Consider the following 14,075-nt stretch of genomic DNA (forward strand, 5'->3'; position numbering starts at 1 on the left):
CGCCGGAGGCTGCCATGAACAAACCCCTGATCCTTGCCCTGACACTGATGATGTCCGGGCGCATGATGACGCTGGCGTATATTCATCGCGCTGGGGGTGGCGGGCCGGGCGATCCCCCGGCAGTGTGGCTGATGCCGCTGGTCGGGGACGCGGTTGTCGGGCTGACGGGGCTGGTGGTGGCCTGGCTGATTGCGACGCGACGAGGGCTTGGTGTCTGGGTCGCGGCGATTGTCTGGAACGCGGCGGCAATCTGGGATGCGCTGTCAGCCTGGCTGATCCATCTGACCGCGCCCTGGCCCGAGTTTTTCATGATCGAACTGATGGGCAGCGCGATGTTCTTTATTGCCAGCGCCATGCATGCAGCGCTGATCTGGCTGTTGCTGCGCCCGGGGGCGCAGCGCCATTTTCTTGGTGGCGCGACCTATTCGGCTGGTTGAGCCGGGGTATCGGGCAGATCGGGGGGTTCATCCTCGGGCGTTTCGGACGCGGGCGGGGCCAGACGCTCGATTTCCTCAACCGCGATCCGGGGCGGTGGATAGACGGCATCGGTGTCCCAGACAATCTCGGGCGAGGATATCTTGCGCGCCTGCCGCTTCAGCGCCCAGTCGCGGGCCGCGTTGCTGGATTTGCCCATGGACAGTTTCGCAAGAAACCGTGCCAGCCACAGCGCATAGGTCGAGACCCAGACCCTGAGCGCCAGCATCGAGGGTGTGAAGATCAGCGTCAGCACCGTGGCGATGCCAAGCCCGAAGACAACCGCCGTGGCCAGCTGCTTCCACCAGAGCGCGGTGGGCGAATCGATGGAATAGCCGCCGCCGATGAAATCAAGGCTGAGGCCGAACATCATCGGGGCCAGCCCCGCCATCGTCGTGATCGTGGTCAGCAGCACGGGGCGGATGCGATCTTCGGCGGTGCGCACGATAGCCTCGATCCTTGGCATGTAGCGCGCGTATTCCTGATAGGTGTCAATCAGCACGATGTTGTTGTTCACCACGATCCCGGCCAGCGCGACGATCCCGGTGCCGGTCATGATGATCGAGAATGGTTGCTCCATCACCAGCATGCCAATCAGCACCCCGGTGGTTGACAGGACGACCGCCAACAGCACCAGCATGGCGTTGTAGAAGCTGTTGAACTGCGCCAGCAGGATGATGAACATCAGCCCCAGCGCCCCCGCAAAGGCCTGCATCAGGAACGCGCCGCTTTCGGCCTGTTCTTCCTGATCGCCGGTCCATTCCCACTCCAATCCCGGCAAGGCGCCGGATTCGAGCCATTCGGTCAGCACGCCGATGCGTTCGGTCGGGTTCATGGCGATGGTGGCCAGGTCACCCTGATCCACCGCCGCAGTCAGATCCGAGCGGCTGACCGTGGGTTCCAGCGACCAGAGTTCATAGCGCTTGCCAGAGAATTCGAACACGTCGCCGCCCTCGCTGCCTGCGCCGTCTTCCAGCACCTTCGCGGTACCCAGAACGGTGTCATCCGCGCCGGTCAGCTTAACCAGTCCCGGTGCGACATCCGCCTTGACGTCGAAGTACCGCAGTTGGTCGACCCGGTCGATCTGACCCAGCTTCGCCACTGGCTGCCGGGTGGTGAAATTGCTCAGCGGGATCAGCCCGTCACGGGTGCGGATTTTCAGCGTGTCGAGGGTGGAAAGCACCCTGTCGCTTTCGGGCAGGCGGACGCGGATCTCGATCTCTTCGTCCGAGGATGGCACCCGCATTGTGTCCAGCAGGATGCCGCGGGTCACAAGTTGCACCATGCCGCCGACGGTTGCCACATCCGCCCCGAAGCGACCTGCCTTTTCGACGTCAACGTCGATCTGCCAGTCGATGCCGGGCAGGGGGCGGGTGTCTTCGAGGTCGGTCAGGCCCGGCGTACCCTCGAACTTCGCACGCGCCTTGGCGGTGGCGGCCAGCAGCGCTTCCCAGTTGTCGCCCTTCAGGCGCAGGTGAACCGGTTTGCCCGAGGATGGGCCCTGGGCGAGGTTCAGGATCTGGGTTCGGATGCCTGGGATCGCGTCGAGGCCTTTTTGGAGCCGTTCCAGCACCAGATCGCCGTCCAACTCTTCGAACGTCAGATCGGTTGCGTCGGTGGCGGCATAGGCGGCGCGGTCTTCCCAGGGGACAGTCTCGATCTGGACCTGTCCGATGGTGTCCAGCGGGATGATCGCGCCGCCGTTGTTGGAATTCAGCCCGCCTTCGCCTGCGAAGGCAAAGACGCTTTGGATGCCGTCGGTCGCGCGGGCCACGTCTTCAGCCTGACGCACCAGTGCGTCTTTTTCCGACAGGCTGAGGTTGCCACGCGCCAGCACATAGATGATCGCCTGTTCCGGTTCGCTTTCGACGAAGAATTCGACGCCGTTGTTGTTGGCCCCGAAGGTCTGGAAAGTGACCATGACAAAGCCGATGACCGCCCCAATACTGACCAACGGCATGATCGGATTGCCGGCGATGAATTTGATGATGTGACCGAAGAAGCGGCGTCGGCGACCGGCTTCGATGGCGGCTTCGCGCGGTATCGGCGTGGCGGACCCCATGACGACCGAGGCTGCGACCGCGCCGCCGAGGAACAGGATTGCTCCGGGAAGGATCGCGGCGAACCCTGACAGGGGCGAGGTGCCGCCGAACAGATAGCCGTGGTTCAGGACCTGCATGGCGGCGATGAACAGGAAGAACAGCGCGACGGGGACAAGGGCGACGCGAACGTACCACGGCAACAGGTGGCGCAGCATGTCAGAGGCGTTGCCGAACGACCGGCTGAGGCGGCCCGCGACGCCGCCCATCACCGGCAGATAGATCAGCGCCACCACCAGCGAGGCGGACAGCACGAAGATCAGCGTTACCGGCAGCATGCCCATGAATTGCCCCGGGATGCCCGGCCAGAACAGCATCGGCAGGAACGCGCATAGGGTTGTCGCGGTGGAACTGACGATGGGCCAGAACATCCGCTTGGCGGCCTCGACATAGGCGGCCATGGGGCCAGAGCCTTCGCGGATGCGCCGGTCCGCGTATTCGACCACAACGATGGCCCCGTCCACCAGCATGCCGACGGCCAGAATCAGCCCGAACATCACGATGTTCGAAATCGACACGCCCATGATCCCCAGAAGCACGAAACATAGCAGGAACGACGTCGGGATCGCGAAGCCGACCAGCAGCGCCGAACGGGTGCCAAGTGCCGCCAGCACCACCATCATCACCAGCGCCACCGCCGTCAGGACCGAGCCTTCAAGCTGGCTGACCATTGATCCGACGATGCGGCTTTGGTCGTTCGATGTGCCAACCTCGATCGCGTTTTGCAGCTCGGGCGGCCATGTCAGACGCTCGGCCTCGACCTCGGCCTTGACCAGTTCGGCGGTGCCGATCAGGTTGAAGCCTTTGCGTTTGACGACCTGCAAGGCGACCGTGGTTTTACCGTTAAAGCGCGCAGTTCCGGCGCGGTCTTCGAACGTCAGGCGGATATCGGCGAGTTCGCCCAGCGTGACGACCGAGTCGCCGTTGACTTTGACAGGCAGGGAATAGATGTCGCGCTGATCGTCGAAGGAAGACGGGATCTTGACCGAGAATGCACCGCTGTCGCCCTCAACCTCGCCCGCCGCGATCAGCTGGTTGTTGTTGACCACAACGTTGATCAGCTCTGCCGCGGTGACGTCATAGGCCTCCAGCTTCAGCGGGTCGATGATAACCTCGACCATTTCATCCCGGTCGCCCGACAGACCGGCCTCCAGCACCGCGTCCAGGCCTTCCAGACGGTCCTGCATCTTCTTGGCAACCCTGAGAAGCGTGCGTTCGGGCACAGCGCCGGTCAGGTTGACGATGATGATCGGGAATTCCGAGAAGTTGATCTCGGTAATGGTGTATTTGTCGGCGCCCACAGGGAATTCCGCTTCGACCGTGTTCATCCGGTCGCGGATGTCGGCGATGATCTTGGTCTTGTCCCAGCCGAATTCAAATTCCAGCGCGACCCCGGCATAGCTTTCCGAGGCTGTGGCGCTGATGGATTTAAGGCCGTCGAGGTCCGAAAGCTCGGTCTCCATCGGTTTGACCAGCAGCTTTTCGCTGTCTTCGGCAGAAATGCCGGGGAAGGGGACCGAGACGAAGATCGCGGGGATTTCGATGTCCGGCTCACCCTCCTTGGGCAGGTTGGCGTAGGCGAGGCCGCCTGCCAGCAGCGACAGCGCGATGAACGCCAGCACCATGCGCGCACGGCCCGCCGCCCAGTCGACGACGCCGATCATTGGGTCGCCTCCTCACGATAGGTCGGGTCGACGCGCACGCCTGCGACGACGAATTCCTGCCCGACGACGATGACATTCGCAGCCTCAGGCAGGCCCTGAACCCAGATGCCATCGGGCGTGTCGCGCAAGACGCTGACCGGCGCAAAGGTGACGAGGTCGTCTTCGCCGACAAGGCGCACACCCAGCGCGCCTTCATTGTCCAAAGTCAGCGCCGACTGGGGCAGAAAATGTGCGTTCGCGCCGTCGGACCCGATGGCGATTTCCACGGTTTGCCCGTCGCGGATCAACAGATCGTCATTGGCCACCAGAACCTCGACCCGGAAGGTGCGGGTGGTCGGGTCGGCGCTGCGCGACAGGAACGTCACTTCGCCGCGTACGTCGCGGCCTGTCGCCAGTCGCGCGCCGGCGATGGCACCCACGGTGACCTTATCCACATCGGTTTCCGGCACGAACCCGACCAGCTTGATCGGATCCAGACGGATGACCGTTGCACACAGCCCACCGGGTTGCAGCAGGCTGCCAACCTCGGCCCCGTCGGATTCCAGCAAACCGCCGAAGGGCGCGCGGATGATCAGCTTGCCGATCTCGTTCTTTGCTGCTGCAACACCGGCCTGCGCCGACTGGATGCCAGCTTCGGCCGCGTCGATGCCAGAGCGTGCGGCTTCGACCCCGGCACGCGCCGATTCAACCCCGGCCCCGGTCGCGGCGACCCGCGTGTCCGAGGCGAACCCGCCTTCGGACAGACGGGTGGCGGCGTTGTCGTTGATCTCGGCCTCTTTCAGGCGGGCGGTGGCCTCGGCGACGCGGGCGCGGGCTTCGGGCAGGCGGCTTTGGGCCTCTTGCAGGTGGGCCGTGGCCTCGGCCAGTGCAATTTGGCGGGTGCCGGGGTCAAGGCGGCAGACCTCATCCCCCTGGGCAACCAACGCGCCTTTGCGCAGCGGATCGGATATGATCGTGCCCGAGGTTTCGGCCCGCAGATCGACCTGGCGCGCCGCTTCGGTGCGCCCGCGCACCAGAACCGCGCTGTCGACATGACGGGCCAGCGATTTCATCGCGACAACGGAAACGCCCGGATCTGCGGCGGCGGTTTCAATTGCATCGCCGGTGTCCGCGTCGGAAACTGGTTCCTGGGCAATTCCATCCGACACGGCTGCACCCAATGCGCCGGCATCCGTATCTCCGCGGGCATAGGACAACAGGGCCGAACGTTCGAACACCAGCAGGTACAGGGCGGCGGCTACGACAATCGCGGTCAGGATCGGAAACAGGCGCATGGCGGCCTCGGTATCTATTTCAGGGTCAGTAACCGGTGCGAAACCGGCGCATTCTGGTAGTATGTGGGGCGGCAGGGTCCGCTGGTAAAGTCTATCTGAACCGTTTAGTTCAGTCTGCCGGGCGCGACAACTGTGAATGGCGCTTAAGGCCAGCGTCCAATATCGCGCACTTGGCAGTTGATCCCGTAGCGTCTAAGAGATGCGCAAGCCGATTGTGTTGAAAAACTCCGTTTTAGGGCCTGAACGATGATTTTTCTTTCCATGCAGCCCGATCCTAAATTTTTGGCGCGGGGGTCGGCCCAAATCGCCTACATGCGCTCACGCGCAGCCATGCGCTGTCTCGTGGTCAAAGCTTTCCGACTATTTCGCTTCATAGGTTTTCGCAAGAAATCCGCGACGCTCTGATTTCGGAGTTTTTCAACACAATCAGCCCAAACCGGGTCTTCGACATAGCAGGAAAAACATGAGCAATACCGACAGTTTCATCGACGAAGTCAGTGAAGAAGTCCGCCGCGAACAGCTGTGGCGTCTGGTGCGCCGCTGGGGCTGGCTGCCGATCCTGCTGGTCGTGCTGCTGGTGGGCGGGGCCACTTATAACGAGATCCGCAAATCCAATGAACGGGCCGCAGCCGAAGCGTTGGGTGACGGGATCACCGCCGCGCTTGAAGGCGACATCGCCGATCGCGCCCAGGCGCTGGATGCCTTGGCCGCCGACGGGGCAGGCGCTGCGATTGTCGGGTTTCTGACCTCGGCTGGCGAAATTGACGGTGATGATCCGGACGCCGGTGTTGCACGGCTGACCGCGATCGAGGCGGATATGAACCTGCCCGAACACTACCGCCATCTGGCGACATTGAAGCGTATCATGGCGACCGCCGATACACGCGCCCCTGATGAGCGGATTGCCGCCCTTGGCCCGCTGACCGTTGTGGGGGCACCATATCGTCTGCTGGCACTGGAACAGACGGCCATTGCCCAGGTCGAAGCCGGAGATGCCGAATCGGCGATTTCGGGGCTGCGCGGCATCCTTGTCGACAGCGAGGCGACCGAGGGCTTGCGTCGTCGCGCCACTCAGTTGATTGTAGCGCTGGGCGCCGATCCGTCAGAGGCGGCAGCGACCGAGTAAGTTTGCAGCGCGCAGGCGCTGGTGTGAATTGGACGGAACGGGAATGACAGCAGTGGCAATGAAACGACTGAGCGCACTCGTATTTCTGGTGGCCCTGACGGGGTGTTTTGAACGCGACCTGATCCTGCCCGGACAGCGGCAGGATGTGCGGTCGCTGCGCAGCGATGGCTTTGTGCCGATTTCCGGGCCGACCGTGGCGCGCGCGGCGAACCAATCGCTGCCGCTGGCGGTGGGGGCCCCGGCGGTGAACTCCAGCTGGACCCATCGCAGCGGCACGGCCAGCCATTCACTTCAGCACCCGGCGCTGAACACGACACTCCAGGTCGCCTGGAGCGCGTCAATCGGCAAGGGCAACAGCCGCAAGAACCAGATAACGGCGGACCCGGTGGTTGCAGGCGGGCGGATCTTCACGCTGCACAGCGAAAGCCGGGTGATGGCGCATTCGACCAGCGGCGCATCAATCTGGTCGCGCGATCTGGTGCCGCCGGGCGAAAAATCCGGCGATGCCTCGGGCGGCGGAATTGCCGTAGGCGGGGCGCGGGTCTTTGTGACAACCGGTTTCGGACGGCTTGCCGCGCTCGACATGGTCAGCGGCGGGGTGATCTGGCAGCAGGATCTTGAAAGCGCAGTGGCCGCCGCGCCGACGGTGGTTGGCGATCTGGTCTATGTGGTTTCACGCGACGGACGCGCCTGGGCGCTGAGCACCAACAGCGGCCGCATCCGCTGGCAGTTGCAGGGAACGCCTTCGCTGTCGGGGTCGGTCGGCGGGGCGGCGCCTGCGGTTAATGACCGGGTCGCGATCTTCCCATTTTCATCGGGTCAGATGATCGCGGCCTCGCGCCAGGGTGGTTCGCGGCTGTGGTCGGGGCAAGTGTCCGGTGGGCGGCTTGGGCGTGGCTATACCGAGGTGACGGATATCTCCGGTGATCCGGTGATTGTCGGCGATACGGTCTATGCGGCCAATTATACCGGCAAGGCGAAGGCATTCTCGCTGAGCTCGGGCGAGGAAAAATGGATCGCCAACGAAGGTGCGGTCAGCCCGATGTGGGTCGCTGGCGGCTCGGTCTTTCTGATGTCCGACCAGAACGAGTTGGTGCGGCTGGATGCAAGCAACGGGCGGCGCATCTGGGGCACGAAACTGCCGCTGTTCGTGAAATCGAAAATCAAGAAGCGCAAGAAGATCTTTGCCCACTATGGCCCGGTACTGGCTGGCGGTCGGCTGATCCTGGCCTCGAGCGACGGGTTGATCCGGTCGTTCAACCCCGAAAACGGCGCGCAGGTGGCAAGTTTTGCCTTGGCCGGCGGCGCGGCCTCGAACCCGGTTGTGGCGGGGCGGACGCTGTATGTGGTGACGGCCAAGGGCAAATTGGTCGCCTATCGTTAAACGGATCGGGTGCGGGCGGTGATGGTGAGGCCGTGCCTCCGGCACTGAGTGTGGCGGGTGGCGGTGGTGTCCTGTTGGGGCTGCTCCTGGAAGATTGCTGAGAATAAGGGGGGCGCCGGTTTTTAGGGGCGCGTCCCATCCAAGGCCTTTTCGTGCGCGGCCAAGGGGTGTAAGGGCGGGCTTTCGTTAATCGGAGCATGGTGCGTTGAGCTTTACCCTTGCCATTGTCGGGCGCCCCAATGTGGGCAAATCGACGCTGTTCAACCGGCTGGTCGGCAAGAAGCTGGCGCTGGTTGATGATCAGCCGGGCGTGACCCGCGACCTGCGTGAAGGCGCGGCGCGGCTGGGCGATCTGCGGTTCACGGTGATCGATTCCGCCGGGCTGGAAGACGCCAATGATGACAGTCTGCAGGGGCGGATGCGGCGATTGACCGAACGCGCGGTCGAGATGGCCGATGTCTGCCTGTTCCTGATTGACGCGCGGGTCGGGGTGACGCCGACGGACGAAGTGTTCGCCGATATCCTGCGCAAGAAGAACGCTCATGTTGTTTTGGCCGCCAACAAGGCCGAGGGGGGCGCGGCTGAGGCGGGGCTGATCGAGGCGTGGAGCCTTGGGCTGGGCGAGCCGCTGGCGCTGAGCGCGGAACATGGCGAGGGAATGAGCGAGCTGTTGGCGATGCTGACGCCGCTGGCGGATGAATTCGCCGAACGCGCGGCGGCGGATGCGCCCGATGTGGATGTCTCGGTCGAAGACGGTGAGTTTGACGAAGACGCAGGCTATGACACCTCCAAGCCGATGCAGGTCGCCATTCTGGGCCGTCCGAACGCGGGCAAATCAACGCTGGTGAACCAGTTTCTGGGCGAGGAGCGATTGCTGACCGGGCCGGAGGCGGGGATCACGCGGGATGCGATTTCGGTGACGCTCGACTGGGACGGGCGGGCGATCCGGATGTTTGACACCGCCGGGGTCAGGAAAAAGGCGAAGGTTCAGGAAAAGCTGGAAAAGCTGAGCGTTTCGGACGGGTTGCGCGCGGTGAAATTCGCCGAGGTGGTGGTGATCCTGCTGGATGCGGCGATCCCGTTCGAGCAGCAGGATTTGCGGCTGGCCGATCTGGCAGAGCGTGAGGGCCGCGCGGTCGTCGTGGCGGTCAATAAATGGGATATCGAGGACGACAAACAGGCCAAGCTGAAAGACCTGCGCGAGGCGTTCGAGCGGTTGTTGCCGCAGCTGCGCGGTGCGCCGCTTGTCACCGTTTCGGCCAAGACGGGGCGCGGGCTGGACCGGCTGCGGGCGGCGGTGATCAAGGCGCATGAGGTCTGGAACCGGCGGGTTTCGACATCCGTGCTGAACCGCTGGCTGGGCGATATGGTTGCGGCGCATCCCCCACCGGCCCCCGGCGGGCGGCGGATCAAACTGCGCTATATGACGCAGGTGAAAACGCGGCCTCCGGGGTTTGTGGTGATGTGTTCGCTGCCCGAAAAACTGCCGGCGAGCTATACCCGGTATCTGGTTAACGGGCTGCGCGAGGATTTCGACATGCCGGGCACGCCGATCCGCCTGACCATGCGGTCTCAGGCGGAAGATAATCCATACAAGAATCGCAAGAAGTCCACGCCGTCGCGGCTGAGGAAGCATCTGGGTCAGGGGCGGGCGGACGACTGAGGGCGGGCCCCCAGACGTGAGATAGCTGGGGGCCAGCCACCAATCCCCCGCGATATTTTTTCCGGGAAGAGTTTGGGGTATTATAATACCTAAATATTAAGGCATTGAATTAGAACAGTAATTTCTGCCTGACGGCCATTGACGTGCACGCAAATTCCCTTACAACCCGCCCATCCGAGATTTCCCTGATAGGGCACAGAGAACATGAGCACTTTCACCGCTACTCCGGCGGATATCGAGAAAAGCTGGATCCTGATCGACGCCGAGGGCGTTGTTCTGGGCCGCCTTGCCTCGATAATCGCCACACGCTTGCGCGGCAAGCACAAGGCGTCGTTTACGCCGCATATGGACATGGGCGACAATGTCATCGTCATCAACGCCGACAAGGTGCAGATGACCGGTAACAAGCGCGCCGAGAAGACATACTACCGCCACACCGGGCATCCCAGTGGCATCAAGTCGACCACGGCTGAGAAGATTCTCGAGGGCAAGTTCCCCGAGCGCGTGTTGACCCTGGCCGTCAAGCGCATGTTGCCGGGCAACAAGTTGAGCCGCCAGCTGATGACCAACCTGCGCGTCTATGCAGGGGCCGAGCATCCGCATGAAGCGCAAGAGCCCACCGTTCTGGACGTGAAATCCATGAACCCTAAAAACACGCGGGATTCCTGAACGTGGCTGATGAAATCAAATCACTCGACGCATTGCGCGACGCTGTTGGCGACGACGCGGCGGCCACGGACGCACCTGCGGCTGAAGCCCCTGCCGCGCCGGTTGAACAATCCACCCCTGCGATCCACCGCGAACCGGTTCGTGACGAATTGGGCCGCTCTTACGCCACGGGCAAGCGGAAGGATGCGGTTGCCCGTGTCTGGATCAAGCCTGGGTCCGGCAAGGTTGTCGTCAATGCCAAGGAAATGCCGGTCTATTTCGCGCGCCCCGTGTTGCAGATGATCCTGCGTCAGCCGTTTCAGGTGGCCGGTGTTGACGGTCAGTTCGACGTGATGGCGACGGTTGCCGGTGGTGGCCTTTCGGGCCAGGCCGGTGCGGTGAAGCACGGGATTTCGAAAGCGCTGCAGCTTTATAATCCCAGCCTGCGCCCGGCGCTCAAGGCCGCTGGCTTCCTGACCCGTGACAGCCGTGTAGTGGAACGTAAGAAGTTCGGTAAGGCTAAGGCCCGTAAGAGCTTCCAGTTCTCCAAACGTTAAGGCTTTCGCGACTTCGACATTGCAAAGGGGTGCCTTGGGGCACCCCTTTTTCTTTGCGGCCCACCGCAAGATACGACTTGCCGAAGGGGTCAGGTCTTTTATTCTGAGGGTGCCGGACACGGGGAGGGACCGCAGATCGCCACCGGGCAGGATGACGCGCGACGCGGGCTGCTGCTGGTCAGCCCACCGGCGATCTATGCGCTGCTGATGCTGGCCGCACCGATGGCTGCGGTGCTGCTGTTTTCATTCTGGAGCCAGGATTTCCTGACGATTGATCGGTCGTTCACGACGAAGAATTACGTCGAGGCGTTCAGTGATCCGCTGTACCGCGCGCTGCTGATCCGTTCGATTGCCATCGCCTTGGCGGTCACAGTGGTGACCGTGGCGCTGGCCTATCCGGTGGCCTATTTCGTCAGTTTCCACGTCCACCCCAGCCGAAAGAGCCTGTGGATTTTCCTGATCACGATTCCATTCTGGACCAGCTATCTGATCCGGGTGTTCCTGTGGAAGGTGATCCTGGGGTTCAACGGGGTGCTGAATTCCTCGCTGATGGGCGTCGGGCTGATTGAAGAGCCGCTGACCTTCATTCTCTATAACCAGAACGCCGTGGTCATCACGCTGGCACATGCCTTCGCGCCCTTCGCGATCCTGCCGATCTTCGTCGCGTTGGAACGCATTGACCGGTCGCTGTTAGAGGCCAGCCAGGACCTGGGCGAAAGCAAGTTCCGCACCTTTCTGCGGGTCACACTACCGCTGTCTGTCCCGGGGCTGGTCGCCGCCGTCCTGATCGTGTTCATCCCGACGATTGGCGACTATGTGACGCCCCGGCTGGTTGGCGGGCCGAACGGGCTGATGATCGCCAATATGATCCAGACGCAGTTCCTGAAATTGAACAACGCCCCCCTGGGCGCCGCGCTGGCCGTGGTGGCGATGGCCAGTGTCACGGCAATCTCGCTTTTGTTCATCTGGTTCAACCGCCGCAACCTGAGGGCGCGGCGATGAAGGGGCCGCAATTCAAGGGCGGGGGTTTGCGCGTTTATGCGCTGATCTATCTGCTGTTCCTTTATGCGCCGATCATCCTTCTGCCGCTGTTCGCGTTCAATTCTTCGACCATCATCGCCTTCCCGCTGGAGGGATTCACCACCCAGTGGTTCGCCGAACTGACCGAGGTTGAGGCGTTGCATGACGCGCTGTGGAATTCGCTTTTTGTGGCGATCATCACGGCGGTCTTCGCGACCTGTCTGGGGATGTTTGCCGCCCGCGCCGGGGTCATGCACCGGTTTCCGGGCAAGGGGCCGATCATGGGGCTGATCATGCTGCCGCTGGTCCTGCCCGAGGTGATCGTCGCCGTCTCGCTTCTGGTTGTGGCGATCAACGTGCTGGGGATCGGGCTGTCGCTGTGGACGATCATTGCGGCACACACGCTGATCTGCATGCCGTTTTCCATCGCAATCCTGAATTCGGCGTTTCAGAACCTAGATGCCTCGTTAGAGGAGGCCGCGATTGACTTGGGAGAGACGCGCTGGTCCTCTTTCCGGCTGGTCACCCTGCCGTTGATCGCGCCGGGGATTATCGCCTCGCTTCTGATCGCCTTCACCATCAGTCTGGATGAATTCATCATCGCCTTCTTCCTGACCGGAGGCGAGCCGACATTGCCGGTCTACATCTGGGGTTTGCTGCGCTTTCCGGCGCGCATTCCGGTGGTCATGGCGCTGGGGACGCTGCTGGTGCTTGCCTCGATCCTGCTTTTGACCATTGCCGAGATTTACCGCCGCCGGGGCGTGCGCCGCGCTGGCCAAAACGACAGCGGAGGGTTCCTGTGAGCGGACCGATCATTTCCCTGACCGGGGTGACCAAGCACTACGGGGCGTTTCAGGCCCTCCAGCCCACCGATCTGGATATCGAAGCTGGAGAGTTCTTTTCGCTGCTGGGGCCATCTGGTTGCGGCAAGACCACGCTGCTGCGCACCATTGCGGGGTTCGAAACGCCCTCGGGCGGGGCGGTGCAGATCGACGGCGCGGGTATGGCCGGGGTGCCGCCGAACCGGCGCCCGACGAACATGGTATTCCAAAGCTACGCCATTTTCCCGCATCTGAGCGTGGCCGAAAACGTCGGCTTTGGCCTGCGCCGGTCGACGGACACGAAGGCCCAGAAAGCCGCGGCCGTGGAAGAGGCGCTGGCCATGGTCGGGCTGGACGGCTACGGCCCGCGCCCGACCCACGCGATGAGCGGCGGCCAACGTCAACGAGTCGCGCTGGCCCGCGCGCTGATCCTGAAACCCAAGGTGCTGCTGCTGGACGAACCGCTGAGCGCGCTGGACAAGAAGCTGCGCGAACAGATGCAGGGCGAATTGCGGCGTCTTCAGCGCCAAGTCGGGATCACTTTTATTCTGGTCACCCACGATCAGGAAGAAGCGCTGATCATGTCCGACCGGATCGCGGTGATGTTCGAAGGACGGATCGCGCAACTGGCCACGCCCGAGGTGCTGTACCGCCAGCCAAACACCCGGCAGGTGGCGGATTTCATAGGCGTGATGAATTTCCTGCCCGCCCAGGTTCGCGGCGGCCAGGCCGAGATTGCCGGTCTGGGCCGGGTCGATCTGATCGATCAGGACGACGGCGCCGTCGTGGTTGGCCTGCGGCCCGAAACGTTGCAGGTGCTTTATGATGACGCAGACGCACCTGGCCGGGTGTCTGAAGGTGACGTGGTCGAAGTGACCTATTACGGCGACATGACCTATTACGATGTGCGCTTTGACGGCGCGGAAACGCCGGTCACGATCTCAATGAAAAACCTTGCCGGGCGCACGGTTCTGGACCGCGGCGCACGGGCGCGGGTTGGCTGGGACCCTCGCGCGCTGGTGGTGTTCAGAGATTGAGGGCGGGGCAAGAAGTACCTTTAGCTCAGTCGCACCTGCCAGGTGCAACGAGTATGTAGGAAATGCGACCGCTTTCATGCGTGCGCTCCTCGATACAAGCGGTCTGAACCACAGTTTGGGCCAGCACCATTGAACGGGTTCTGACCGTCGCGCGGCGATTGTCCGGCAGTGCAACAAAAAAATTCCAGCTCGACCCGGTGTCTGTGCCAGTGTCGAATGATGAAAGAACCGGTGCCGTGAAATGCCCGTTGACGTCGTAGGGGTCAGGGCGTGCAAACCATAGGTATGCGCCTGCGATAAGGAGTGAG

The 14,075-nt window shown here is 62.8% G+C and carries 11 protein-coding genes; 9 read left to right on the forward strand and 2 right to left on the reverse strand.

The features are described from left to right. The first annotated feature begins 14 nt into the window (after positions 1-14). On the forward strand, positions 15-437 hold the full coding sequence (locus tag GKR99_06375; GenBank protein ID NKB27185.1) for a hypothetical protein: 423 nt from the start codon (positions 15-17) through the stop codon (positions 435-437). Here GKR99_06375 and GKR99_06380 read toward each other — a convergent pair. Continuing rightward, complete coding sequence (locus tag GKR99_06380) at positions 422-4,237, reverse strand: AcrB/AcrD/AcrF family protein (GenBank protein ID NKB27186.1); 3,816 nt, start codon at positions 4,235-4,237, stop codon at positions 422-424. The genes GKR99_06375 and GKR99_06380 overlap by 16 nt on opposite strands. Next, positions 4,234-5,511 carry an efflux RND transporter periplasmic adaptor subunit gene (locus GKR99_06385; GenBank protein NKB27187.1) on the reverse strand — a complete coding sequence of 426 codons (1,278 nt, stop codon included), beginning with the start codon at positions 5,509-5,511 and terminating at the stop codon, positions 4,234-4,236. The genes GKR99_06380 and GKR99_06385 overlap by 4 nt, the downstream gene beginning before the upstream one ends. Positions 5,512-5,974: 463 nt before the next feature. On the opposite strand from GKR99_06385, the gene GKR99_06390 reads away from it, so the two are divergent. The 8 genes from GKR99_06390 (at position 5,975) to GKR99_06425 (ending at position 13,767) form a co-directional block, all read left to right on the forward strand. Further along, positions 5,975-6,637, forward strand: coding sequence for a hypothetical protein (locus GKR99_06390; protein ID NKB27188.1), 663 nt, complete (start codon positions 5,975-5,977; stop codon positions 6,635-6,637). 58 nt (positions 6,638-6,695) lie between these two features. Beyond that, positions 6,696-8,021: a PQQ-binding-like beta-propeller repeat protein gene (locus tag GKR99_06395; protein NKB27189.1), complete on the forward strand. Its 1,326-nt coding sequence runs from the start codon at positions 6,696-6,698 to the stop codon at positions 8,019-8,021. Between the two features lie 205 nt (positions 8,022-8,226). Continuing rightward, complete coding sequence (locus GKR99_06400) at positions 8,227-9,684, forward strand: ribosome biogenesis GTPase Der (GenBank protein ID NKB27190.1); 1,458 nt, start codon at positions 8,227-8,229, stop codon at positions 9,682-9,684. 204 nt (positions 9,685-9,888) lie between these two features. Continuing rightward, positions 9,889-10,353 carry a 50S ribosomal protein L13 gene (rplM, locus tag GKR99_06405; protein ID NKB27191.1) on the forward strand — a complete coding sequence of 155 codons (465 nt, stop codon included), beginning with the start codon at positions 9,889-9,891 and terminating at the stop codon, positions 10,351-10,353. A gap of 2 nt (positions 10,354-10,355) precedes the next feature. Then, positions 10,356-10,889 carry a 30S ribosomal protein S9 gene (gene rpsI / locus GKR99_06410; protein ID NKB27192.1) on the forward strand — a complete coding sequence of 178 codons (534 nt, stop codon included), beginning with the start codon at positions 10,356-10,358 and terminating at the stop codon, positions 10,887-10,889. 207 nt (positions 10,890-11,096) lie between these two features. Next, a complete protein-coding gene (locus GKR99_06415) occupies positions 11,097-11,891 on the forward strand; it encodes an ABC transporter permease subunit (protein NKB27193.1) in 795 nt (264 codons plus the stop codon). Then, entirely contained in the window at positions 11,888-12,712 is an 825-nt protein-coding gene (locus GKR99_06420; protein NKB27194.1) for an ABC transporter permease subunit, read from the forward strand. The genes GKR99_06415 and GKR99_06420 overlap by 4 nt, the downstream gene beginning before the upstream one ends. Continuing rightward, on the forward strand, positions 12,709-13,767 hold the full coding sequence (locus tag GKR99_06425; GenBank protein NKB27195.1) for an ATP-binding cassette domain-containing protein: 1,059 nt from the start codon (positions 12,709-12,711) through the stop codon (positions 13,765-13,767). The genes GKR99_06420 and GKR99_06425 overlap by 4 nt, the downstream gene beginning before the upstream one ends. The last annotated feature ends 308 nt before the right edge of the window (positions 13,768-14,075 follow it).

This window comes from Paracoccaceae bacterium, assembly GCA_012103375.1.
Taxonomy (GTDB): Bacteria; Pseudomonadota; Alphaproteobacteria; order Rhodobacterales; family Rhodobacteraceae; genus WLWX01.

Bases quoted from the DNA above. Each gene is read 5' to 3' on its own strand.
- GKR99_06390 (NKB27188.1), top strand. From the start codon at position 5,975: ATGAGCAATACCGACAGTTTCATCGACGAAGTCAGTGAAGAAGTCCGC.
- GKR99_06415 (NKB27193.1), top strand. From the start codon at position 11,097: ATGCTGGCCGCACCGATGGCTGCGGTGCTGCTGTTTTCATTCTGGAGC.
- GKR99_06420 (NKB27194.1), top strand. From the start codon at position 11,888: ATGAAGGGGCCGCAATTCAAGGGCGGGGGTTTGCGCGTTTATGCGCTG.
- GKR99_06395 (NKB27189.1), top strand. From the start codon at position 6,696: ATGAAACGACTGAGCGCACTCGTATTTCTGGTGGCCCTGACGGGGTGT.
- rplM (NKB27191.1), top strand. From the start codon at position 9,889: ATGAGCACTTTCACCGCTACTCCGGCGGATATCGAGAAAAGCTGGATC.
- GKR99_06385 (NKB27187.1), bottom strand. From the start codon at position 5,511: ATGCGCCTGTTTCCGATCCTGACCGCGATTGTCGTAGCCGCCGCCCTG.
- GKR99_06375 (NKB27185.1), top strand. From the start codon at position 15: ATGAACAAACCCCTGATCCTTGCCCTGACACTGATGATGTCCGGGCGC.
- GKR99_06380 (NKB27186.1), bottom strand. From the start codon at position 4,237: ATGATCGGCGTCGTCGACTGGGCGGCGGGCCGTGCGCGCATGGTGCTG.